The organism is Sharpea azabuensis DSM 18934, from assembly GCF_000702165.1.
In the GTDB taxonomy this organism is placed as follows: domain Bacteria; phylum Bacillota_I; class Bacilli_A; order Erysipelotrichales; family Coprobacillaceae; genus Sharpea; species Sharpea azabuensis.
In genome coordinates, this window is the sequence record NZ_JNKU01000024.1 from 1 (window position 1) to 23,346 (window position 23,346).

A 23,346-nucleotide genomic window follows, 5' to 3' on the forward strand; every position below is an offset into this window, starting at 1 on the left:
AATAGAACGATTCTGGGAAGGGATTGAGAAGAGCAAAGCAAAACACCAGGCGCAAGCACAACAATAAAAAAACAAGGCCAAATCTAATTGACCTTGCTTGGTAGTTGTTTTGGATATTTTCTCTGTCTACTTGACAGGGGTCATATCACTCAAGGATAGCTTTTTATTTGTGATAAGTTTCATTGTTGTTGATCTTAAAAGCACGATAAATTTGTTCAATAAGAACAAGACGGAAAAGCTGGTGGGGCATGGTCATCTTTGAGATGGAGAGTTTCAAATTTGCGCGTTCTAGCACATCATCACCATGTCCTAGCGAACCACCAATCACAAAATCAATCGTACTATAGCCTGAAAGCATAATATCGTGCAGTTCGCAGGCAAAATGGAGAGAGTCCATTTGTTTAGAAGATACGTCTAAGAGAATCATATAATCTCTTTCTTTCACATGATCTAAGATTCTTCTTCCCTCTTTCGCCTTAATCAATGCTTCTTCAGCCAATGTTGGGCGACGAGGAATACGTTCATCACTTACTTCAACGATTTCAAAATCACAATACCCCTGTAATCTCTTGCTGTATTCCGCAATACCTTCTTTGAGATATTTCTCCTTCAGCTTGCCTACTGCAATTACTCTAATCTTCATGCATACCTCCTGCTAACACATGAACCTGATCAGCACAACGAATCATCTTCTGATCAAAATCAATCTGTAATTCATCAAAGACCATATAATAAGTATCCAAAGCAAGTTCTGGTGTATTGGCTTCTTGTGAAAGATGGGCTAAAGTGATTTCTTTTGTATGGGGACCAATGACTTCTGCCATCACACGGGCTGAATACTCATTGTTGAGATGCCCTGTATCACCCAAAATACGATTCTTTAAGACAAGTGGTCTTTTTGTATTCATCAACATGCCAATATCATGATTGCTTTCGATAATATAATAGTTTAAGTCATGAATCAGGTCACGATTACGTTGACTGACATAGCCTGTATCAGTCATATAGAGAAGGCTTTCTTCGCCCTTGAAGATAAAAGCGATTGGGTTTGTCGCATCATGAGAGATACGTAGGACAAAGACTTGAAGGGAGCCAAATGTATATTCCTGATAGGGAATCAGTTCATGCTGGTTATCAACATCATCCAGGTTGCCCTTAGCGGTATAGATCTTATCTTTGGTAAAGGTATGGATGTTCTTGGAATGATCATAGTGATCATGGGTTAAGAAGACATAATCTATGTCATCTTCACTTAAGCCTAATTCACTGAGTTTAAAATTGAGTTGTTTTTTTGTAATACCACAGTCAATTAATATGCCTGTGCCATTTTCTTCGATAAAAGTGGCATTGCCTTTAGAGCCACTTGCAAGTACATAATATTTCATATTTATCACCGGTTTGATTATATCATAATTAAGTTTTGAGACAATTGCGAAAATCAATACCATTCGAAATGCTTTGTGTTAAAATAAGATTACAAGGAGGGCTTTTCTATGAGTAAAATAATCACAATTGCGAGAGAATATGGTAGTGGTGGGCGTTTAATTGCCCAAAAAGTAGCTGAAAAGTTGGGTCTTGTTTATTATGATAACCAGATTATTGATTTAGCTGCAAAAGAGCTTGGTTTTGATATTGATACCATTCGTAAAGCAAGCGAAGAGAGAAGTTCTGGCTTCCTTTATTCAATGGCTGGTGGCAGTTTCCAGATGCCTCTTAATGATCAGGTCTTTGCGACACAAAGCAAGGTTATCCGCCATATAGCTAACCAGGAAAGCTGTATCATTGTCAATGGATGTGCTGATTATATTCTAGAAGATTATGATCAGGTCCTAAAAGTCTTCATCCACGCACCATTTGATTCACGTTGTAAGCGTGTTGAAGAGATGTATAAGGAAGATGAGGGTGATGTACGCAAGAAAGTAAAAACTATGGATAAAAAGCGTGCAAACTACTATAATTACTACACAACAAATAAATGGGGCAATCTCAAGAACTTTGACCTCACAATCAACAGTGATTTTGGTTTAGATGAGACAGCTGATATTATTGTAGAAATGTATAATAGATTATAATAAAAGGAACCGGATGGTTCCTTTTTTCATAGACAAATAAAAAGAGAAGGCTCATGCCTTCTCAGGGTCTTACTTAAGACCGTATTTCTTATTGAATTTTTCTACTCTACCATCAGCACTAGCGAATCTCTGCTTACCAGTGTAGAATGGATGGCAGTTTGAACAAGTATCAACACGAATTTCATCTAATACTGAACCAGATTCGAATTCAGCACCACATGATGTGCAGATAACTTTAACTTTCTTGTAGTTTGGATGAATACCTTTTTTCATTTTCTTGTCTCCTTCCGCCTTAAGATATTGCCTATCTTAAAGTAAGTTAATAAGTTGCTACAACATAATAGCATTTCCAATTCAATAAAACAATAGTTTTTTTAGAAATTAATCATCAACTTCATAACGTGAAATTTGCGCGCCTAGAGCGATTAATTTACGATCAATATTGTCATAGCCACGGTCAATATGATAGACATTACCAATCTCAGTTACACCATCAGCCATCAAGCCGGCAACAACTAAAGCAGCCCCACATCTTAAGTCAGTGGCATTGACACGTGTACCGTGTAAGTCTGTTTTGCCATTGACATAACAGCATGCATCGCCTACTTCAATATTCGCACCCATTTTATTTAATTCAGCACAATGCTTAAAGCGTGCTGTATAGATTGTATCCGTCACTTTACTCTGTCCTTCAGCCTGTGTTAAGAAAGCTGTAAGCGGCTGTTGTAAGTCAGTAGCGAAGCCTGGATAGATCTGTGTCTTGATTTCAATTGGCTTTAAGTGTTCGATATTGCCATAGACAAGAATCGTATCGCCAATAATTTCAAAGACTACGCCCATTTCTCTGAGCTTTGAAAGCAAGGCATCAAGATGCTGTGGAATAACATTCTGGATTAAGACCATATTTCCCATTGCTGCTGCAATAATCAGGAATGTTCCTGCTTCAATACGGTCAGGAATGATTTCATGGACTGCACCACCCATGTAGTCAACACCTTCAATGACGATTGTATCCGTACCAACCCCTCTGATCTTAGCGCCCATCTTTGTCAGTAAGTTGGCAACATCGATGATTTCAGGTTCTTTGGCTGCATTTTCAATTGTTGTCTTGCCATCAGCTCTAACTGCAGCAAGCATAATATTGATTGTTGCCCCAACAGATGCAAAATCAAGATAAATACGGTTGCCCTTCAAATGATCGGCATGTAAATGGTATGAACCCATATTTTCATCATAGGTAATCGTTGCTCCAAGAGCTTCAAAGCCCTTTAAATGTAAATCAATAGGACGAGGGCCTAAATAACATCCCCCTGGCATTTTTATCGTTACATCCCCATATTTTCCAAGTAAAGCACCCATAAAATAATAAGATGCTCTTAATTTATCAACCGCATCACTAACTAAAGGCGTATTGATCATGGTTTCAGGATTAACCTTTAAAGTATCTTCTTCTAGTTCTACTTCACAATTCAATTCCTTCAACAATACCATCAATGCATCAACATCAGAAATTTCTGGAACACCCATAATTTCTACAGGCTTTTCAGCTAATACAATGGCAGGAATTAAGGCAACAGTTGCATTCTTTGCCCCACTTATACGTACAGTACCTTTTAATTTATGTCCACCTTCAATGGCAATTACTTCTTGTGACATTATTGTCTCCTTTGACTTAATCTATTTCAAATGTTTAAACCAAAACACATTATACTTATTTCACACGAAAAATCACTATAAATAATTTTATCCATAGCTCACCCTATTATAAACATGACTCCCACCAAAAATCAAAGCATATCATCACTTTGATAATTTTCCTAAAGTCATTTTCTTTTTTTCAGTTGTATAACGAAAAAAATAGTACCAAAGGTACTATTCAATACTTTGTGGTGTTTGAGCAGAAATCCTAAAAAACAAAAGGCCAATAATAAAGAAACAAGCAATAGCTCCAACACCTAAACGCTGGTTTCCTGTCACCTGGGTAATCAAGCTCATCAACAACGTCCCTAAAATAGAGGCACCCTTACCACAAATATCTAAGAAACTGAAATATTCGCCTGAGCGTTCCTGAGGAATGATTTTGGTGAAGTATGATCTTGATAAAGCCTGGATACCACCTTGGAACATACCCACACATACTGCTAAAATCCAGAAATGAAGCTGAGTGCTCATGAAGACGGCAAACATCGCAATGCCAAAATAAGCGATGATACAAATCGTAATGAGTTTTGTAGCACTCTTTTTTGTCGAAAGCTTGCCAAAGATGATAGCAGCTGGAAAAGCCACAAACTGTGTTACCAATAATGCCAATAATAGACCAGTACTATCAAGACAAAGCGCACTGCCATAAGCTGTTGACATATCAATAATTGTATAGACACCATCAATATAGAAGAAGAAAGCAATAATAAAGAAGAGCACTTTCTTATTTTTACCAATTCCTTTTAAAGTATGACCTAGCTGACTTAAGAGATGCTCATGTTCATTATGATCAATGAAATGGACTTGTTTGTATGCATTAAGAAGTGGCAATGACATGACAAGCCACCATACACCGACAATCACAAATGCAATCAACATTGCCATTGACATACTTAAGCCAAGCTTTTCAGCATTTAAAACAATCACTAAATCGATAATAAATGGAATACAGCTGCCAATATAGCCCCAGGCATAGCCCTGTGATGAAACATCATCAATGCGCTCATCCGTCGTCACATCGCCTAGTGTAGAATCATAAATGATAAGACTAAGCTGATAGAACACCTTCGCAACCATAAAGATCCCCAAGAAGACCATCCATTGCTTTGTTAGGCCAAGAAGCATGGCAAGAAATGAACCACCAACAACAAGTGTTGTCAGGACTTTCTTCTTATGTCCTTGTTTGTCTGAATAGGCTCCCATGATTGGTCCAATTAAAACAACCAGTAATGTTGAAAGTGAGATAGCATAGCCCCATGTTGCAAGATATGTGGAACTTTTAATACCTGCTTCTTTGGCTAAGGAATGAAAATAAATTGGTATGAGAGTGGAGACCATTAAAGTGAACGCAGAATTCGCCACATCATAAAGGACCCACTTCTTTTCTAATGCCGTGAGTTTCATAGTATCCTCCCATAAAAATGCTTATTATCAGTATAGTGAGGAGCACTTATGTTGACTTCAAGAGGAACATAAGTTTACGTAAATTTGCGGTTAATTTTTCATCATTGTTTTTACACGATCGGGATAATTAGTTATGATGGCATGAACATGCGCATTGATGCTTAATTGAATATCTCTTGGTTCATTAACCGTCCAGACATTAATATCCAAGTGTGCTTTTTGAGCCTCTTTCATAAAATGTGGATAACGCACTGTATAAACCAATGGATGCAAGGCTTCAACGCCTAGCTTTAAAGCATAGCCACACATATTGACAGGGATGTCATCATAAAGCAATCCACATTTCGCATCAGGATTTAATTCCTTGATTCTTACAATCGAATAATGATTGAAAGAAGAATAGATAACCTGATCTTCCATTTTTAAGTCTTTTACAAGCTGAAGAACCTTTTCTTCAATGCCTTCATAAAAGACTATACTTGTCTTGAGTTCAATATTCATATACATGCCTTTTTCTTTCATCAACAGAAGCACTTCTTCCAATATTGGAATAAGAACTTTGCCATATTCAGGAAACTGCTGATTAAAATTGAACTGGCGTAACTGCCCAAATGTATAATCACATACCAAACCCTTGCCATCACTCGTTCGATCGATGAGTTCATCATGAATAACCACGAGCTGACCATCTTTTGTCATCTGGACATCAAGCTCTACGCCATCCGCACCACATTCATAAGCTTTCAAAAATGCCGGTAAAGTATTCTCTGGGGCATAGCCACTTGCTCCACGATGAGCCCAAACTTCAATTTTCATTACAATCACTCCTTCAAAAACTTAAAAATCCAATTATAGTATTTTAATCGTATATCATCTGTCGCATTAAAAATCTCATGACGTGATTCATCAAAGCGAACAAGCTGGATATGTTTATTTTTGTATGCAAGCATATCCTGGGCATAGTTTTTAACCATGGTATCCTTGCCCGCTTGAAACAGTAAGACCGGTATTGCGATTGCTGATGCATTCTTGATTATTTCTTTGCTGGCAGATAGAGCTGCCATCGCCCAGCCATAGGTTGAAGCATTAGTACGATAGCTTTCATGCTTCTGTCTTTGTTTATATTGATAATAATAACGCACTTCGGACATACAGCTGCTTTGATCAAAGGCAGGAATAAAGCTAAAGCCGGATTGGGCAACAGCCTTTTCCTTTTCTTTATGTAATAGCTTGGCGTAAGCTTCAATGGACAATATGGCAATGCGTGGTAAACCTGTCTTCATTTTGATCATTGGCGCACTGAGGATAGCTTTATGGTAATAATGTGGATAGTGTTCAAGAAAGAGCGTTGTTACAGCTCCACCCATGGAATGGGCAAAGATATCGCATGACTCTGTTTGTCCTAATGGTATAACAACCTCGTCCATAAACGTCTTTAAATCCATAACATAATCATCAAAGCTCTTAATATAAACGAGTTCATTATTGATGATTTCTCTTTCCGATTCACCATGACCTCTTTGTTCAAGAAAGAAGACATTATAGCCTGCTTGATAGAAATACATAGCAATTTCATGATATTTCCCAAAAAAGCCACAAAAGCCATGCATGATCACCATCGACTTAGCAAGATGATCCTGTAAGCCATAATAGTAACGTAGTTTCATACCTTCTTTATTCAAAAGAAAGCCACTATGAACATGTTCGATTAGCCAGTGCTTACATGTTGTTGCCATATATTGAGGAAACTCTTCATCATTTAAAAGATATACGCCTTCAGGTAAAGCCCCTTCCTCAATTGTCATGCCATCAAGCTTCTTCATCATGCTATTCACCACCTAATAATATATTACAACCACTATGTACCCATCACAACATTATCAGCCTCTTTTACAAAATCTTATCCTTCCATTAAATTAAATAAAAAAGTTGCCTGAATATACAAGCAACCTTCAACCTATGACTGTTATGAAAATATTGAGATTTTCTTTTACTTCATTGTAAATTGTGCTATACTACAAGCACATGGTCGGTTGGTGAAGTGGTCAACACACTTGGTTCTCATCCAAGCATTACAGGGGTTCGAACCCCCTACCGACTACCAATGAAAAATAAACCTATCAGGGTATAAAAAAAGGAAAGCCTAGCTTTCTTTTTAAAATGTCAATTTTATTGTAAAAAAAATGGCTGGGGTAGTAGGATTCGAACCTACGAATGGCAGATTCAGAGTCTGCTGCCTTACCGCTTGGCTATACCCCAATGACATGGTTTATTATACACTATATTGAGGAGATGTAAAGAGTAAATGAGTAAAATTCGTACGAGATTTGCCCCTAGCCCAACTGGCTATATGCATATTGGTAACTTACGTACAGCCTTGTATTGTTATTTAATTGCGAAGCATCAGGGTGGCGATTTTATCTTGAGAATTGAAGATACTGACCAGAACCGTGAAGTTAAAGGTGCAACAGATGTTATCTTCAATACACTAAAGGAAACAGGATTAAACTGGGATGAAGGTCCTGATAAGCCAGGTGATGTTGGTCCCTACATCCAGTCAGAAAGACTTGGTATTTATAAGGATTATGCCAACAAATTAATTCAGGTTGGCGCAGCTCATTATTGTTTCTGCAACAAGGATGAAAAAGAAACTGAAGGCTTTGAAATGCGTGATCCATGCCGTTATCTTTCAAGTCAAGAAGTACAGGCAAAATTAGATGCTGGTGAAAAATATGTCATCAGACAGACAATTCCTGAAGAAGGCGTAGCAAGCTTTGATGATGAAATCTATGGTCATATTGAAGCTCCTGTTGACACTTTGGATGACGCTGTTCTTTTAAAGAGTGATGGCTTTCCAACATATAACTTTGCGAATGTCGTAGATGATCACTTGATGGGTATAACGGATGTCGTAAGAGGTAACGAATATTTATCTTCTACCCCTAAATACAACCTCCTCTATAAAGCTTTTAACTGGAATCCACCTAGATATATTCACCTTCCACCAGTTATGAAAGATGAACACAACAAGCTTTCTAAGCGTAATGGCGATGCAAGCTTCCAGGATTTAAAAGCTGAAGGCTATTTACCTCAGGCTATCTTAAACTATATTGCATTACTTGGCTGGGCACCTGCTGATGAAGAGATTCTTTCTCTTGATGATTTGATCAAACAATTCACTGTTGATCGTATTTCTAAAGCACCTGCTATCTTTGATAAGGATAAGCTTACATGGGTCAATGAAACATATTTAAGAAATATGACTTTGGATGAATTCCATGATCTTGTTTCACCATTATATAAAGATGCCTTAACACGTGAAGTTGATGAAAAGGAAATTTCAATGGTCCTTCAGCCTCGTTTAACACGTATTAATCTTGATGAAGTAAAGGGATTTGTAGATTTCATCAATGAATGCTTGCCATTTGATGCCGCATTATATAAGCATAAGAAAATGAAGACAAACCCATATAATTCATTAGAAGCATTAAAGCTTTCTTTACCTGCAATGGAAGCATGGGAAGATTATAGCGATGATGATGGTATGATGCATATGCAGATGGATATCGCAAAAGAACATGAATTGAAGAACGGTCGTATTATGTGGCCAATTCGTGTTGCGCTTTCCAATAAGGCAATGACTCCTGGTGGTTCAGTTGAAATTGCCCATATTCTTGGAAAAGAAGAAACACTTAAACGCATGAGACAAGCTATCAATGATCTTGAAGCATGGGTTAAAGAAAATCCAGAAGCCTAAAAAGAAAGGTTCTATCAAAAACGATAGAACCTTTTTATACGTTTAAAGCTAGCGTTCTAACACTAGCTTTAAGACGTGGGAAAATTTGTATTCACTGACATAAGAAAGTATGAGAACTCTTTATGATGGAGAAGAAACAAACTCATACCTTCTTGTATTAGCCTAACATGTTTCGAGAATAAAAACAGTGATAAAAGCGTGACAATATTCTATAAGCTAGGCTTATGTTGTTGATAGAATGCAATAAAATGATCATTGTAAGCTATGCCAAGTTTTGCATGATGATGAGTGTTTTTGAGGTGAATGAGAAGCAAGGCATCGGATGAAGTGCAGATTTCACTTGTGAGATAGCCAATACCTTCACCAAGAGCAACACTGACCTTTAAATCCATCAAGGTACTTACCTTCTTGACAATTTTAGGAGGCACCATCCCGATAGAATGATGAAATAAACTCACGATACAATTCTTCCCTTGCTTCAGGACCTATTGAAACGATTGGTTCATTTTCAAGCTCATGGGCATCAATGGAATCCCTATTAGCCAAAGGATGATTTAAGCTAACCCCAGCACAGAACTCCAAATCACATACCTTGCGATAAATGATCTTTTCATCATGTTGAAAAGCTGCACCAATTCTAATAATAGCATCAACCATATCGCCTGCAAAGACCTCTTTGTATTTTCCTAAATCATAATACTTGAACTCCACGCGTTCATCAGAGCTTCCTTGAAATGATTGAATAATTGTCGTAAAAACTTCCTGATCAAACATGCAATTAAAGCCAATTGTGATATGATCTTTCATTCGCTGATTCATATAAGCAAGTACTTCTTTATAATCATTATGCAGGCGCGTTACCTCCCGGTGATAAAATCGCCCTTCCTTTGTCAATTGTGGACGATAGCTTTCACGATTGAAAAGCGAAATGCCTAATTCTTCTTCTAACCGTGCAAGCTGTTGCGATACTGCTGATTGTGACATATAAAGCTTTTTCCAGCCGCCAAGAAACTTCCCTCTTCAACAACAGCCATAAATATCCTGATTTTTCGATCAAACATTATTTTTCCTCTTTACTACCCTATCAAAAGTATAGCACAAATTCTTCATTCGTTAATTATTTCTCATTAATTTGAAAAAAACACTTATTAAACTCTCAAACTATATAATAAAGTTCATTGTTATGTAGACTATTGTATACAAAAAACTCTATCAACTGATAGAGTCTTCACCAATAAGATGGACAATCTTATACGTATGATGCATTGCTTCAAGAATTGTCTTAAAGAAATCATTCTTGGCAATCTTTAATGTTGCTGTATTAACACAAGGATGCATGCCAATATTATCCCAGTCCATAATATCTTCATCAATTAATAATTGTACTTGATTTTCATGATCATGCATTAATCCTAGCGGAGATAATGAGCCAGGACGTATTTTCAACAAATCAAACATTGTTTCATCATCCGAAAAGGACAATCTTGCTGAATTGATTTGTTTTGATAATTCCTTAGTCTTGAATTTCTTATCCCCAGGCATTAAGAGAAGATAGAATTTTGTTTTTTGGCGATTAGTGAGCAGAAGATTCTTGGCAATAGGACAACCAAGTATTGTTGCGACTTCATCCAATGCTTCCATCGTAGCAATAGAAACATGTTCAGCTTGTTCATACTGAATACCTAAATCACTTAAGAATTGATAAGTTTCCTCTTTTATATCCATTTTCATACCTCTTTTCTTTCTATTATACTTGTGAATTTTCATTTTTTCTATAAGATAGTAGTGAGGTGAAAATTTATGGCATATAAACATGTAATACTTTGGTCTTTAAAAGAAGAATTCAAAAATGATGAAATTAGAAAAGGCATTAAGGAAGGCTTAGAGTCACTTGATGGCAAGATTCCAGGCATGACTTATATTCATGTTCAGATTGATCCTACCGATGGCAGCAATGCTGATGCAATGTTAGAAAATGTCTTTGAAACAGAAGAAGATTTAAAAGCTTATGCCGTCAATCCCGATCATAATGCGATTGCCGATCAGTATGTAAGACCTTATACAGAAGTAAGACTCTGCTTGAATTTTAAGATTGAAGACTAAAAAATCTGCGTTAAACGCAGATTTTTTCTTTAGATTAATCCTGGAATAATGCTGTTGAAAGGTAACGGTCACCAGTATCAGGTAATAACGCAACAATAGTCTTGCCTTCAGCTTCTGGACGTTTAGCCACTTCGATTGCCGCAGCAATTGCAGCACCTGAAGAAATACCTACAAGCACGCCTTCATTATGACCAATTTCCTTGCCTACTCTGAAAGCATCTTCATTTGTCACAGTAACAACTTCATCATAAACAGATGTATCCAATGTATCAGGAACGAATCCTGCACCAATACCCTGAATCTTATGAGGTCCACCATGTCCTTCTGAAAGAACTGGAGAAGTTGCTGGTTCTACAGCTACAACCTTTACATCAGCCTTGTGTTCCTTTAAGTATTTACCAGTACCAGATAATGTACCACCAGTACCAACACCTGAAATAAAGTAATCAACATTACCATCAGTATCTTCCCAGATTTCAGGACCTGTTGTTAGATAATGTGCTTTTGGATTTGATGGATTGACGAACTGACCTGGAACAAATGCTTTTTCATAACTTTCAGCTAATTCATTAGCTTTCTTGATTGCTCCTGTCATACCTTCAGCACCTGGTGTTAAGACTAGTTCTGCACCATAAGCCTTCATTAACTGTCTTCTTTCTACTGACATTGTTTCAGGCATTACGATGACAATCTTGTATCCTCTAGCGGCTGCAATAGCTGATAAACCAATACCAGTGTTACCTGAAGTTGGTTCGATAATGACTGTATCTTTGTCTAACTTGCCTGCTGCTTCAGCATCATCAAGCATCTGCTTAGCAATTCTGTCTTTAACGCTTCCAGCGGGATTGAAGTATTCTAGCTTAGCAAGCACTTTAGCCTTTAAGTTATATTTTGCCTCTAAATGTGTTAATTCTAATAGTGGTGTATGACCTACTAACTGATCTGCACTTGTATAAATTTTTGCCATAATTGATATCCTCCGTATATTTACCCTTTTCTCTACTAGGTTTATGGTGTTATTATATGCCTACTCTTTTTATTATGCAATAGATTTGATAAATATTTTTGTATTTTCTTATTTTACTTAAATAGTTGTTGTATTTTTATTATAAATATAAAAAAAAAGAAGGCATATGCCTTCTATAATAATGCTTGAATAGCTTCTTTAAGTTCTTCTGGATCAGTTGTTGATTCAAAGCGAGCTACAACTTCACCATCTTTGTTGATTAAGAACTTAGTGAAATTCCATTTAATATCACTTGTTTCCTTAAAGTCAGGATGTGCTTTCCCAACAAACTCTTCCATGAAAGCTTTCTTTTCACCTATAAATCCAGCAAAGCCTTTTTGCGTCTTGAGATATGTATAGATTGGTGCTTCATTTTCACCATTTACATCAATCTTTGCAAACTGTGGGAAAGTGATACCAAAACGTCCTGTACAGAATGAATGAATATCATCATAGTCTCCTGGAGCCTGTTCACCAAACTGGTTGCATGGGAAATCTAGGATATCAAAGCCTTGATCATGAAATGCATCATAGAGCTTCTGTAAGCCTGGATATTGTGGTGTAAAACCGCATTGTGTTGCCGTATTGACGACTAAGAGAACCTTTCCTTTATAATCTGCTAAGTGTACTTCATTATTATTACCATCTAATACTGTATAATCGTAGATTGTTGCCATAAGTCTACCTCCTAGTTCTATTGTAGTCTTTTTTAAGCCCTATCACAAAAGAAACACTTCTTTTTATCGCGGTTTTTAGCGACCTATCAGGCGGTATGTGATATGTCTTTGATACCAGTCTATAATCGGACCTGTTCCTAAAGCGACAAAAAGCGTAGCAATGCCCACTGTAGTAATATGGCCAATCATCCCTGTTACTAAGCCTATGATTGCACAGATGACATCTGTTCCAATACGGGCATATTTGAAAGGAAAACCAGTCTTTGCTTCAATAAGTGGTGCAATGGCATCATAGGGAGCTATACCTAGATTACAATCCATATAGAGCGCACAGCCAAAACAGAGCACAAGTATTGCAATGACCAGAACTACAATACGAATAGCTAATAATGAAGAAAGTGATACTTCGGTAATATTAAATAAGGCAAAGAACTTACCAAAATACTCAACAATAAAGCCTAGCAAGAAAAGATTAATCAATGCCCCAATCCCAAAAGCCTTACGATTTAAATAAAGAACCGGCACATACATAACAATATTCAAGGACATCTGAAAGACACCAAGACTTATACCAAGAAGATGAGAAACACCCTTCGTCATCGATGTAAAAGGATCAATACCAAAACCAGTTAAATTCAATAAAGCAATACCTAGGCCAATAGCTATATTGCCCAAAGTCGTCATCAAGATCAATCGTCTATTCATACATTTTCCTCCAGGTATTATTTAAACATGATGGGTTGATGATATTTTAAAATTTTCTCAAATAGAAAAAAGGTGAAATTACGTTAAATAACGTAATTATCACCTTGCATGCCCGAACCTGTTAATTCATCCAATGTAATACCATCTAAATAGTCCTTTGTGACTTTATAGAGCCCTTGCCACATTGGTAATGTTTTGCATGTCAAATGACGTTCACACTGATTAGGATCATCTTCCATACAGGCAATTGGCACAAGCGAGCCTTCTGTCACTTCTAAGATCGAAGCAACCGTATATGTAGATGCTTCTCTTGTCAGACGATAGCCTCCACCCTTGCCACGCAACCCTTCTACAAAGTGTGCCTTTGATAATGATTTAATAATAACTTCTAGATATTTTTCACTTATATCCTGTCTTTGGGCAATATCTTTTAAAGGAATAAATTGAGTAGGATCATGCTCAGCGAGATCGACCATGACTCTTAAAGCGTAACGGCCTTTTGTTGATACTTTCATAAAACCCCTCCTAACTTATATCCCTAGTATACCGTAGGGTTTATAGTATTGCAAGAAAAATGGATAAAAAAGAAAAGGCCTCAATGAGACCTTCTCCTTAGATAAACTATTATTAAGCCTTACCGATTGAACCGAAGCATTCAAGTCTGTCTTTAACACCAGCTCTGATAGCTTCGAAACCAGGGTTAAGTAATTTACGAGGATCGTAACCTTTACCCTGCTGATCTTTACCTTCTTCGATGTACTTTCTAGTAGCAGCTGCGAATACTAACTGTAATTCAGTATTTACATTAACTTTAGATACACCTAAAGAGATAGCTTTCTTAACCTGTTCATCAGGGATACCAGAACCACCATGTAATACCATAGGCATCTTAGGTCCAATAGCTTCCTTAATGTTAGCTAATACATCGAACTGTAAGCCAGCCCAGTTTGCAGGATATTTACCATGGATATTACCGATACCACATGCTAAGAAGTCTACACCTAAAGAAGCAACTTCAGCACATTCTTTTGGATCTGCACATTCACCAGTTGAAATAACACCGTCTTCTTCACCACCGATGCCACCAACTTCTGCTTCTAATGAAACACCTTTAGAATGACATAATTCAACCATTTCTTTAGTCTTAGCGATGTTTTCGTCGATGTCATAATGAGAACCATCAAACATGATTGAAGAGAAGCCAGCTTCTAATGCAGCATGAGCGCCTTCCCATGAACCATGGTCTAAGTGTAAAGCTACTGGTACAGTGATACCTAAAGCTTCAACCATTGCTGAAACCATTGCATGTACAGTCTTGAAACCAGTCATATATTTAGCTGCACCTTCAGATACACCTAAGATTACTGGAGCTTTTAATTCTTCACATTCAAGAAGAATTGCTTTTGTCCATTCTAAGTTGTTGATGTTGAACTGAGCGATTGCATAATGGCCTTCTAAAGCCTTATCGATCATTTCTTTTGCGGATACTAATCCCATTGTTTATCTCTCCTTTTCCTTTATTAAACTACTGTTATAATACTCTTTTTATACTAGTTTGACTAGACAAATACCTATTTTTTAAAAACTTTAACAAACCTCCCTTATTCCTCATATCTCCTTTTTAATTTCATTAACATTTCTATTTAAATATAAAACAATTATTTTCAATGATACCTTGTATGTCATCAAAAAAGACAAGGTGATCCTTGTCTAGCGTAATGATGTTTTATCTTCAAATTGTGCTGATGAGAAATGGTAAAGACCAATACCAAGTGACTGTGAGAGATTCAACGAATCAATCTTTGATGTATGCGGAATAAAGACTGACTGGCCATAATTCAAGAATGAATCATCAAGACCACTGCTCTCATTGCCAAATATCAAGGCATGTAAGTTATTTGTATGAACATGATGAATATTCTTTGCGCCCTTAAGCATGAATGGATAACATTCATAACCCTGATATGCCTGATAATATTCTTCAAAGCTCTTAAAACGTTTGATATGCAGCGAGAAGATTGCCCCCATTGAGGCACGAATAACTTTTGGATTAAAGATATCGCAAGCTGGTTCAATAATCGCAAGGTTGTTGTAGTTAAAACCTAACATCGTACGCATGATTGTTCCCATATTGCCCATATCCATAGGATTGACAAGAACAACATGATTATCTCGTTCAAGATTATCTTCATAAGTCTTAAACACCCCAATTGCATAACAATTGTTTTTTGGTGAGAGTTTATCGATTGTGGGATCATGGATATCAATATGGATATGATATTGATTGCAGAGTTCTTTGATTTTAGGATAACCGCTGTTTTCTTCAATACTTGAGTGAACGACAACTCTCTTTATGACTTCAGGACGGTTTTCTAAGAGTTCGATTGTTGGAAAGACACCAAGCGTATAAGATTCATCCGCTCCCTTTTTATAGACTTTCATTTTCATCACCTACACTTTCATGATATTGTTCGTAAAGATCATGGGCAAATTTCGCATTTACAGGCACGCCTTCTCCTAATGCATACATATGAGCCAAAGCTAAAGTTGCTTCCTCGTTAGCTTGATAATAGGCATAGCTATAATACTTCAATGCCTCATCTAAGTCTTGCGTAACGCCTAGTCCTTCCTGATAAAGACGTCCAAGACGATAAAGGGCTAAGCTGTCATATGCCTGTGCCCCTTTGACATAATGGAGAAAAGCATCATGAAAGGCATTCTGGTCTTCGAGAATTGTGCCTAATAAGCCATAGCTTCTTGGATCCTCACTTTCACTAAGCTCTCTTACTGCTTCCTCACTATTTCCATCTTCCAAGTAAAGTCTGCCCAGGGCATAAAAGCATTCATTTTCATTGAGGCTAGCTCCTTGCTGGTAATAATGGATAGCCTTTTCTCTATTCATTTCTACGCCTTTACCTTCCTCATTCATCATTCCTAGATAATAATAAGCTTCATCATCACCCATATATTCTAAGTCTTCAAATAAATGATAGGCTGTTTCATAATCCTGAGGAACACCAACACCATCATAATAAGCCAATGCCGCAATATGAAGATCCCTGATCTTTTCATTTTCTTTAGCATATTTTAAGACATTCTCAAGATTCACAATCTCAATGTCCCAATCAATATCATTGACAATTTCTTTGCTGAGCGCAAGCATGAAGACTGCTTCATTTTCATCAATTTCTAAATAATCACGAAGCATGGCAATATGTTCGGCAAAAGGAATATGACGATTAAGAATAAGCGTATCAAACAAACCTGCTTTCAGAGCTTCCGTCATTTCATAACACTCTTCATAATAATCTAGAGAATAAGAATTAATCTTTTCTTCAAATGCATCCACATCCCAGAGAATGGATAGCCCTTCTTCATTTAAAACATGCATCAATGCTTCTTTTACTCCACGATTAAATGTTTTCATTCTTGCCACCCCTTGTTTTTCCATTATACTCAATTTATTTCGAAAAAGAAACATGTTATAATCGCCCTGGAGGTAATACTATGAGCGAACTAGCTTGTCCTAAATGCCACCAGCCACTTATTCGAGCTGGTCGTACATACAAATGTGAAAACAATCATAATTATGATATTGCAAAAAGAGGTTATATCAACCTCTTGCTTAACCCTGATAAAAGACATAACAATCCTGGTGATTCTAAAGAATCTCTTATTGCCAGAAAAGCCTATCTGGATAAAGGCTATTATGATCCCATTCTTCATGAAGTTACCCACTATATTCAAGAACATGCCCATAAAGAAATGGCAATTCTTGATTTAGGTTGTGGGGAAGGCTATTACGCCTTTAAGGCAAAACAAATATTGGGAGATCAGAATAGATATTATGCTTTAGATATTTCTAAAGAAGCGATTAATATGGCTACTCGCTATGACCAGGATATTACCTGGATTGTTGGTAATTCAAAGAATATCCCTATTCTTGATCACTCACTTGATGTTATCATGGCTCTTTTTACCGTTGTCAATGCCAACGAGATTGCCCGTACATTAAAGAAAGATGGTTACATGATTCATGTCACAGCCAATAAGAACCATCTTATTGAAATCAAACATCTCATTTATGATGAGGTTCATGAAAAATCAGATGAATTCATCAGACAGCCATTCCCTGTTATAGAATCCTATGATTTTACGAAAAAAGTGAATATTAATAACCGTGAAGATGCTTTAAACTTATTAAAGATGACACCACATTATTATCATATTAAGAAGGAGCGCCGTAGTGTTCTTGATACGCTTGAAGCACTTGACATTACGATTGATTTGCGCATTACGGTATATGCACCATGGAAACAATAAGAAAACATGATTATCTCGCTTTCCATATTGATGATGAGTTTGCGAACAAGTCTATTCATGACTTCTTTGAAAGCTTTCATCTTTCAAGAAAGACCATCCATCTTCTCCAACAAAACAAGAATTATACGCTTAATGGACAATTTGCTTCAATCTCTACCATGCTGAAAGCTGGTGACTGGTTGAGTGTAAAGGCCTATGAGCATGATGATGGCATGTATGTCCCAGGAAATAAAGCACCTCAGATTATCTTTGAAGATGACTACTTCCTGATTGTCAATAAGCCATGCAACCTTCCTGTATTTCCTGCTCACAAAGATGATACACATTCTCTCTCCCATCAGGTCAGCTATTATTATCATTCCCAGGGCTATGATATTCCTGTCCGCTTTATTCATCGTCTTGATGATGAGACGGGTGGCCTTGTTATTTATGTGAAATGTACATTCTTACAGCCTTTGATGGACTATTTGCTTTCAATCAAGCAGATTCATCGTCATTATCTTGCTTTGGTAGAAGGCAACTTCCCTAATTATAAAGAATATGTCATTGATAAACCTATTGCTCGCAATCGCCATGATGCCAAGAAGATGCGTGTAGGCGGTGATAAGCAAGCCATTACAAGATACCATTTAATGGAAAACTATGACGGTTATGCCTTAATTGAATGTGTTCTTGAAACAGGAAGAAGGCACCAGATTCGTGTTCATCTTGCTGCCATTGGTCATCCATTACTCGGCGATGCCCTTTACAACAAGCATCCAGGACAATTAAAAAGACAGGCTTTACATGCCTATCTCATCGAATTCATTCATCCAATCACTAAGGAAGTCATCCGCCTGACTTCTCCACTTCCTGATGATATGGCTGAATATGTCGATTAGGATCTGATTTTTCAGATCCTTTTCATTTGCATTTCAATAATAAAACAAACCTCTTCACCCACATGTCCTTCAACATGAAAACAATCATTCTCTAGCCGACTATAAAGATCCAACATTTCACCATAGCGGACTTCTTTCTTGTAGTTGATATCAATTTGTGTACATATATGTTGACGCAAGTAATCAATTGGTAATAGATCATAGGCATGAGCGATATAGCGTGTATTATTCATATGACCATTTGTATCTAGATCGCTATAGCTCACTTTTATAGCATGCTGAAAGATAACATCTTCTCGTTCAAATAATGTTGTTGGCTCAACTTCCATCTTGTCTCTTTCTGGGATGATGATACCTAGTGTTTTCGGTCTGACTATTCGTCTGTTTTTTAAATCGATAAGCGTCCAAATGGAATAGCCTTTAGCGACAATGTCATTATTGACAATTAATTGGTAACTTCTTGGAAAGATAACAGGATGAGCTTTATGTGCATTTGTCACAATTGTCAGTTCGTCATCAAGGTGAATGGGCTTTTGAAAGTATAGCGATTGTTTAGCTACAATCCAGCCATATTGACCTTGCATTTCTTGTGTATAGAGATGTTCTTGATAAGCATCTTTGGTAGCTACAATACTCATTTTCGAAAAAAGCACATCAACTTTTGCCTTTGCCATAAAGTCTACATCTGGGAATTCGATCTTATATTTTTCCTGGAACATAACATACCTCCGCACCTATTATAGACTCAACAAGGCTCTTATGAAAAGTTAAAGATAAATTGCACCCTTTCCAAGAAAAAGATTTCTATGTATAATATTATAAGGTAATAAAGGAGTTCTTGTTTATGAGTCAGTTTTATACAATATCATTATTCTTATTATTGCTTGTATTCATTTATTTCACATATCAGATTATGAATTTGCTTGTCACAATGCTGAAACAAAGAAAGAAGGAAGGAGCAATGGAATTCTGCTTAAGCAGCACGGGAAAATATGCCTATATCGGTATGATCGTGGGTTATGTAGTTGCCTGGGCGATTTTTATCTGGACATGTATTGTGGGATGGCAGCTAGATAGTCTCCAATGGATCAACAACGGCCTTTCAGTACTTACAATCTATACTTTAATATTCTCCATGCAGCTAGCAAATATTGTTCTTCTTGGCAAGAAGCATATGCTGATAGGTAGATTGCTGGTGGATTATCGTAAGATGAAGAAGGTTGATCTTAATTCTAAGCGTGAAATGACTTTTGTCTATGCCCAGAAGACATTTAGATTCTCTACACGTTTTATTGATATCAAGAAATTAAGAGCAACGATTGCAAGAAAAGGATAGTACTAAAAAAGTCACCATTAGGTGACTATTTTTTTATAGGTGTTTTATCAATGGGATGATGGCAATGTGGACATTCTTTAAGCTTTGTCGCATTCTTTAATGGTAAATACTGATGACAACTAGGACAACGCCAAGAAACCAATGCCAACGCAAAATAAACAACAAGCATCAGTACTAAGGCAATAAGCAAGATCATTGCAATTGTTTTAAATTTCATAATCCAGCTTATACAAGCAAGGATGGCTAGCACAATCGCTATCTTCCTTGTAAGGCCGATTAACAGCTGTGTTGTCTTAAGACTCATAACACTCACCCTTCCTTACCCAAAATATTATACCAATAATCCCCTATAAAAAAAAGATAGTTCATACATATTTTCCAATATGTATCACATCATCAACATGATCAAAGCTTGTAGAATGCACAAAAAAACGTTGAATAAATCAACGTTTTCTTTAATTTCTATTCACCAATAGCTGCCATCATAGCTTTCTGGAAAACTTCAGTTTTACTTGCTGCATCAGCCGCATCTTTACCTTTAATTGAGAAATAGAATTTACATTTTGGTTCTGTACCAGATGGTCTTGCAGCAATCCAGCTACCATCTTCTAAATAATATTTCAAGACATTAGATTTTGGTAAGTCAATAACACTACCATCACTACGTGTTGAATTTGCATAATCTTCAGCAAGAGTTACCTTGTATCCACCAATTTCCTTTGGTGCCTCTTTTCTTAAATTATCCATGATTTCAGCAATACGCTTAGCACCTTCAACACCAGCCTTTGCAAGGGCAATCTGGCTTTCCTTGAATGTACCATGTTTAGCATAAAGTTCATTTAGGACATCAATAAGATCCTTGCCCTGCTTCTTATAGTAATTGCCACATTCTGCAGCAAGTAAGACAGCTTGGACTGCATCTTTATCTCTTACGAAGTCCTTAACAACACAGCCATATGATTCTTCATAACCAAAGATGAACTGCTTTTCGCCAGTCTTTTCATATTTTCTAATCTTGTCACCAATAAACTTGAAGCCAGTTAATGTCTTTTCAACATCTACACCATAGCTTCTTGCAACAAGTTCACCTAAATCTGAAGTGACGATTGTATTGTACATAACCGCATTTGTAGGAAGTTTACCCTGTTCTTTTAACTGTGAAAGAATATATTCAAGATAAACTGCTGCTGACTGGTTACCAGACATCAGTACATATTCACCATTATGCTTTGCGACTACACCAAGTCTATCACCATCAGGGTCAGTAATTGCAATAACGTCAGCATCCACTCTCTTCGCTAACTTGATGGCTTCATCATATGAAGAAGCTACTTCAGGGTTAGGAGATTTTGTATTGTAGTAATCTGGATCAGGTGCACATTGTGATAATACAGGCACAATATCATAACCTAATTCTTTTAAGACTGTTCTTACTGGCCAGTTATCAGCACCATGCTGTGGTGAATAGACAATCTTGAAATCACTCTTATCTAAGCCAGGATTAATTTCACAGCTCTTAACAGCATCATAATAAGCACGGTCAATTTCTTCACCAACCCAGTTAATAAGATCATATACTTCATCTTCATCAGGTACTTTTACTGCTAATTCGTCTTCTACTTCATTAACATATTTTGTCACCTGATCAGCCCATTCAGGAATAAGCTGACAGCCAGTATCATCATAAACCTTATAACCATTATATTCAGCTGGGTTATGAGAAGCAGTAATCATGATACCACCAGCACATTTTAAATATCTTACTGCAAATGATAATTCAGGTGTTGGTCTTAAAGACTCCATGATATATGTCTTAATACCAAAGCCAGCTAAGATCTTCGCAGATTCATTCGCAAAGATATAAGATTGATGTCTGTTATCATAAGAAATAACAACGCCTCTTTCTTTACCATTTGGCTGTTCTAGAATCCATTTTGCATAACCTACATTTGCTTTTCTAACCATGTAGATATTCATACGGTTTGTACCAGCGCCAAGAACACCACGCATACCAGCCGTACCAAATTCAATATTCTTATAGAAGGCATCTTCTTTTGTCTTTTCGTCCATGCCCTTTAATTCATTCTTCAAAGTACTATCTAGACCTTCGAAGTTTAGCCATTTTTCATAGTTTGTCTTATAATCCATTCTCAATTCACCTCTAGCCCCATTATAGCAAACTTCTTATTTTCTTAAAATAGAAAACGGTTACCTCGTTGATATTTATTGTATACAATTAATCTTTGTTTGTCGCCAAGAAATAAGGCAATGCTACAAAAACAATACCGCCAACAATATTACCTAATGTTACAACAATTAAATTATAGAAATAACCTGATAAAGTTATTGGTAATCCGGCCGGATTCAATAAAGCAACACTTAACTGTGTCATATTCGCAATAGAGTGTTCAAAGCCACAAATAATAAAGGCAAACAAGCACCAGAAAACCATAATCAGCTTTCCTGAATCACTCTTGCATCTAAAGCCGCACCATACAGCAAGACAAACAAGAATATTACATAAAATGCCTCTGACAAATAACTGCAAAGCACCAGCTGACATTTTCGCAAGTGCGCCTGTTGCTAAAAACTTCGCAGTAGCAGGTGTATTCATGCCAGATAGCTCAAATAACCAGGCCAGCAGTACACTGCCTGCCAAGTTTCCAATCCAGCATACGACAAATAAGATCAACATATCCTTGATAGAAACTTTCTTCTTCATAACACCAGCACTCATAACCAGCGTATTGCCGGTAAAGAGCTCTGCCCCAGCAATTACGACAAGTGATAAGGCAATGCCAAATGCTGCCCCCATAACAATCTTTGTTGCTGGTGCACCATTTAATAAACCACCAATTGTATTAATCAAGATATTCCCAAAGCCAATAAAAGCCCCTGCCATCATTGAAGAAATGAAATAGCCTATTGGTCTTTTCTTTAAGAATCTTGATTTGTTTCTTGCTGCATTACTCAATGCATCAAAAGTATCATCGTACATATTTGTTTACTCCTTCTTACATATTGATATTTAAAGCATACCAATAATAAAATGTAAGGGCAATCATTTTTTTGAAAAAGAAAAAGGAGAGTTTCCTCTCCTTCTCATTCTTATTATTCAGCAACTTTCTGTTCTTTAACAACTTTTTCGATAGATGCGATTGCGTCTTTTTCATCTTCACCTTCAGCAGTGATTTCAACGCTAGCCTTAGTTGGAACACCTAAAGACATAACACCCATGATAGACTTTAAGTTAACTTCTTTACCATTATAAGTTAATTTAATGTTTGAAGTAAATTTTGAAGCCTGGTTTACTAAGATAGTTGCAGGTCTTGCATGTAATCCTACTGGATCAGCTACAACGAATGAATATTTTTCCATTAA

General features: G+C 36.8%; 28 protein-coding genes and 2 tRNA genes. 7 read left to right on the top strand and 23 right to left on the bottom strand.

Annotation, left to right across the window (positions count from 1 at the left end):
* Window positions 1–163 precede the first annotated feature (163 nt).
* Both rlmH and T529_RS0106070 read right to left on the bottom strand, forming a co-directional pair.
* A complete protein-coding gene (gene rlmH / locus T529_RS0106065; RefSeq protein ID WP_033162727.1) occupies window positions 164–643 on the bottom strand; it encodes a 23S rRNA (pseudouridine(1915)-N(3))-methyltransferase RlmH in 480 nt (159 codons plus the stop codon).
* The gene (locus tag T529_RS0106070; RefSeq protein ID WP_033162728.1) at window positions 633–1,385 is read right to left on the bottom strand and encodes an MBL fold metallo-hydrolase; all 753 of its coding nucleotides are present in this window, start codon (window positions 1,383–1,385) and stop codon (window positions 633–635) included. Before T529_RS0106070 ends, rlmH begins: the two co-directional genes overlap by 11 nt.
* A gap of 108 nt (window positions 1,386–1,493) precedes the next feature.
* On the opposite strand from T529_RS0106070, the gene T529_RS0106075 reads away from it, so the two are divergent.
* Window positions 1,494–2,072, top strand: coding sequence for a cytidylate kinase-like family protein (locus tag T529_RS0106075; protein WP_033162729.1), 579 nt, complete (start codon window positions 1,494–1,496; stop codon window positions 2,070–2,072).
* Window positions 2,073–2,141: 69 nt separating this feature from the next.
* Here the strand turns inward: T529_RS0106075 and rpmE are convergent, their stop codons facing one another.
* The 5 genes from rpmE to T529_RS0106100 form a co-directional block, all read right to left on the bottom strand.
* Window positions 2,142–2,345 carry a 50S ribosomal protein L31 gene (gene rpmE / locus T529_RS0106080; protein ID WP_033162730.1) on the bottom strand — a complete coding sequence of 68 codons (204 nt, stop codon included), beginning with the start codon at window positions 2,343–2,345 and terminating at the stop codon, window positions 2,142–2,144.
* A gap of 108 nt (window positions 2,346–2,453) precedes the next feature.
* Window positions 2,454–3,728: a UDP-N-acetylglucosamine 1-carboxyvinyltransferase gene (locus tag T529_RS0106085; protein WP_033162731.1), complete on the bottom strand. Its 1,275-nt coding sequence runs from the start codon at window positions 3,726–3,728 to the stop codon at window positions 2,454–2,456.
* Window positions 3,729–3,944: 216 nt separating this feature from the next.
* Window positions 3,945–5,177 (bottom strand): MFS transporter, encoded by a 1,233-nt coding sequence (locus T529_RS0106090; RefSeq protein WP_033162732.1) that lies wholly within the window; start codon window positions 5,175–5,177, stop codon window positions 3,945–3,947.
* Window positions 5,178–5,267: 90 nt separating this feature from the next.
* On the bottom strand, window positions 5,268–5,993 hold the full coding sequence (locus T529_RS0106095; RefSeq protein ID WP_033162733.1) for a glycerophosphodiester phosphodiesterase: 726 nt from the start codon (window positions 5,991–5,993) through the stop codon (window positions 5,268–5,270).
* Window positions 5,994–5,998: 5 nt separating this feature from the next.
* Entirely contained in the window at window positions 5,999–7,003 is a 1,005-nt protein-coding gene (locus T529_RS0106100) for an alpha/beta fold hydrolase (RefSeq protein ID WP_081823078.1), read from the bottom strand.
* 201 nt (window positions 7,004–7,204) lie between these two features.
* Between T529_RS0106100 and T529_RS0106105 the strand changes: the two genes are divergently transcribed.
* A tRNA-Glu gene (locus tag T529_RS0106105) sits at window positions 7,205–7,281 on the top strand.
* A gap of 80 nt (window positions 7,282–7,361) precedes the next feature.
* Here the strand turns inward: T529_RS0106105 and T529_RS0106110 are convergent.
* Window positions 7,362–7,436 (bottom strand) — tRNA-Gln (locus T529_RS0106110).
* Between the two features lie 46 nt (window positions 7,437–7,482).
* On the opposite strand from T529_RS0106110, the gene gltX reads away from it, so the two are divergent.
* The gene (gene gltX, locus T529_RS0106115) at window positions 7,483–8,934 is read left to right on the top strand and encodes a glutamate--tRNA ligase (RefSeq protein ID WP_033162734.1); all 1,452 of its coding nucleotides are present in this window, start codon (window positions 7,483–7,485) and stop codon (window positions 8,932–8,934) included.
* A gap of 209 nt (window positions 8,935–9,143) precedes the next feature.
* On the opposite strand, the gene T529_RS0106120 is transcribed toward gltX, so the two are convergent.
* The 3 genes from T529_RS0106120 to T529_RS0106130 form a co-directional block, all read right to left on the bottom strand.
* The gene (locus T529_RS0106120) at window positions 9,144–9,326 is read right to left on the bottom strand and encodes a hypothetical protein (protein WP_033162735.1); all 183 of its coding nucleotides are present in this window, start codon (window positions 9,324–9,326) and stop codon (window positions 9,144–9,146) included.
* A 25-nt stretch (window positions 9,327–9,351) separates the two neighbouring features.
* Complete coding sequence (locus T529_RS0106125) at window positions 9,352–9,918, bottom strand: LysR family transcriptional regulator (protein WP_033162736.1); 567 nt, start codon at window positions 9,916–9,918, stop codon at window positions 9,352–9,354.
* Between the two features lie 228 nt (window positions 9,919–10,146).
* A complete protein-coding gene (locus T529_RS0106130) occupies window positions 10,147–10,659 on the bottom strand; it encodes a prolyl-tRNA synthetase associated domain-containing protein (protein ID WP_156032184.1) in 513 nt (170 codons plus the stop codon).
* 75 nt (window positions 10,660–10,734) lie between these two features.
* Here T529_RS0106130 and T529_RS0106135 point away from each other — a divergent pair, with 75 nt between their 5' ends.
* Entirely contained in the window at window positions 10,735–11,037 is a 303-nt protein-coding gene (locus tag T529_RS0106135) for a Dabb family protein (RefSeq protein WP_033162738.1), read from the top strand.
* Window positions 11,038–11,071: 34 nt separating this feature from the next.
* On the opposite strand, the gene cysK is transcribed toward T529_RS0106135, so the two are convergent.
* From cysK to T529_RS0106170, 7 genes are all read right to left on the bottom strand, one after another.
* Window positions 11,072–12,004 (bottom strand): cysteine synthase A, encoded by a 933-nt coding sequence (cysK, locus tag T529_RS0106140; RefSeq protein WP_033162739.1) that lies wholly within the window; start codon window positions 12,002–12,004, stop codon window positions 11,072–11,074.
* Window positions 12,005–12,177: 173 nt separating this feature from the next.
* Window positions 12,178–12,720, bottom strand: coding sequence for a glutathione peroxidase (locus tag T529_RS0106145; RefSeq protein ID WP_033162740.1), 543 nt, complete (start codon window positions 12,718–12,720; stop codon window positions 12,178–12,180).
* Window positions 12,721–12,795: 75 nt separating this feature from the next.
* Window positions 12,796–13,425 carry a YczE/YyaS/YitT family protein gene (locus T529_RS0106150; RefSeq protein ID WP_033162741.1) on the bottom strand — a complete coding sequence of 210 codons (630 nt, stop codon included), beginning with the start codon at window positions 13,423–13,425 and terminating at the stop codon, window positions 12,796–12,798.
* Between the two features lie 83 nt (window positions 13,426–13,508).
* Window positions 13,509–13,940, bottom strand: coding sequence for an RrF2 family transcriptional regulator (locus T529_RS0106155; RefSeq protein WP_033162742.1), 432 nt, complete (start codon window positions 13,938–13,940; stop codon window positions 13,509–13,511).
* A 112-nt stretch (window positions 13,941–14,052) separates the two neighbouring features.
* Window positions 14,053–14,922, bottom strand: a complete 870-nt coding sequence (fba, locus tag T529_RS0106160; protein ID WP_033162743.1) for a class II fructose-1,6-bisphosphate aldolase — start codon at window positions 14,920–14,922, stop codon at window positions 14,053–14,055.
* Window positions 14,923–15,135: 213 nt separating this feature from the next.
* The gene (locus T529_RS0106165; RefSeq protein ID WP_202962272.1) at window positions 15,136–15,867 is read right to left on the bottom strand and encodes a TrmH family RNA methyltransferase; all 732 of its coding nucleotides are present in this window, start codon (window positions 15,865–15,867) and stop codon (window positions 15,136–15,138) included.
* Window positions 15,854–16,852 carry a tetratricopeptide repeat protein gene (locus T529_RS0106170; RefSeq protein WP_033162745.1) on the bottom strand — a complete coding sequence of 333 codons (999 nt, stop codon included), beginning with the start codon at window positions 16,850–16,852 and terminating at the stop codon, window positions 15,854–15,856. The genes T529_RS0106165 and T529_RS0106170 overlap by 14 nt, the downstream gene beginning before the upstream one ends.
* An 80-nt stretch (window positions 16,853–16,932) precedes the next feature.
* Here T529_RS0106170 and T529_RS0106175 point away from each other — a divergent pair, with 80 nt between their 5' ends.
* Together T529_RS0106175 and T529_RS0106180 are read left to right on the top strand one after the other, a co-directional pair.
* A complete protein-coding gene (locus tag T529_RS0106175; RefSeq protein WP_033162746.1) occupies window positions 16,933–17,748 on the top strand; it encodes a putative RNA methyltransferase in 816 nt (271 codons plus the stop codon).
* The gene (locus T529_RS0106180; RefSeq protein WP_033162747.1) at window positions 17,736–18,629 is read left to right on the top strand and encodes an RluA family pseudouridine synthase; all 894 of its coding nucleotides are present in this window, start codon (window positions 17,736–17,738) and stop codon (window positions 18,627–18,629) included. The genes T529_RS0106175 and T529_RS0106180 overlap by 13 nt, the downstream gene beginning before the upstream one ends.
* Before the next feature lie 11 nt (window positions 18,630–18,640).
* Here the strand turns inward: T529_RS0106180 and T529_RS0106185 are convergent, their stop codons facing one another.
* Complete coding sequence (locus tag T529_RS0106185) at window positions 18,641–19,348, bottom strand: acyl-[acyl-carrier-protein] thioesterase (protein WP_033162748.1); 708 nt, start codon at window positions 19,346–19,348, stop codon at window positions 18,641–18,643.
* A gap of 125 nt (window positions 19,349–19,473) precedes the next feature.
* Between T529_RS0106185 and T529_RS0106190 the strand changes: the two genes are divergently transcribed.
* The gene (locus T529_RS0106190) at window positions 19,474–19,965 is read left to right on the top strand and encodes a hypothetical protein (RefSeq protein WP_033162749.1); all 492 of its coding nucleotides are present in this window, start codon (window positions 19,474–19,476) and stop codon (window positions 19,963–19,965) included.
* Between the two features lie 25 nt (window positions 19,966–19,990).
* Here T529_RS0106190 and T529_RS0106195 read toward each other — a convergent pair whose 3' ends face one another.
* The 4 genes from T529_RS0106195 to T529_RS0106210 all read right to left on the bottom strand — a co-directional run bounded on the left by T529_RS0106195 (window position 19,991) and on the right by T529_RS0106210 (window position 23,343).
* Window positions 19,991–20,269, bottom strand: a complete 279-nt coding sequence (locus T529_RS0106195; protein WP_033162750.1) for a hypothetical protein — start codon at window positions 20,267–20,269, stop codon at window positions 19,991–19,993.
* A 158-nt stretch (window positions 20,270–20,427) separates the two neighbouring features.
* Entirely contained in the window at window positions 20,428–22,113 is a 1,686-nt protein-coding gene (locus tag T529_RS0106200; RefSeq protein ID WP_033162751.1) for a phospho-sugar mutase, read from the bottom strand.
* A gap of 88 nt (window positions 22,114–22,201) precedes the next feature.
* A complete protein-coding gene (locus T529_RS0106205) occupies window positions 22,202–22,963 on the bottom strand; it encodes a formate/nitrite transporter family protein (RefSeq protein ID WP_033162752.1) in 762 nt (253 codons plus the stop codon).
* Between the two features lie 113 nt (window positions 22,964–23,076).
* Complete coding sequence (locus T529_RS0106210) at window positions 23,077–23,343, bottom strand: phosphocarrier protein HPr (protein ID WP_033162753.1); 267 nt, start codon at window positions 23,341–23,343, stop codon at window positions 23,077–23,079.
* Between the last annotated feature and the right edge of the window lie 3 nt (window positions 23,344–23,346).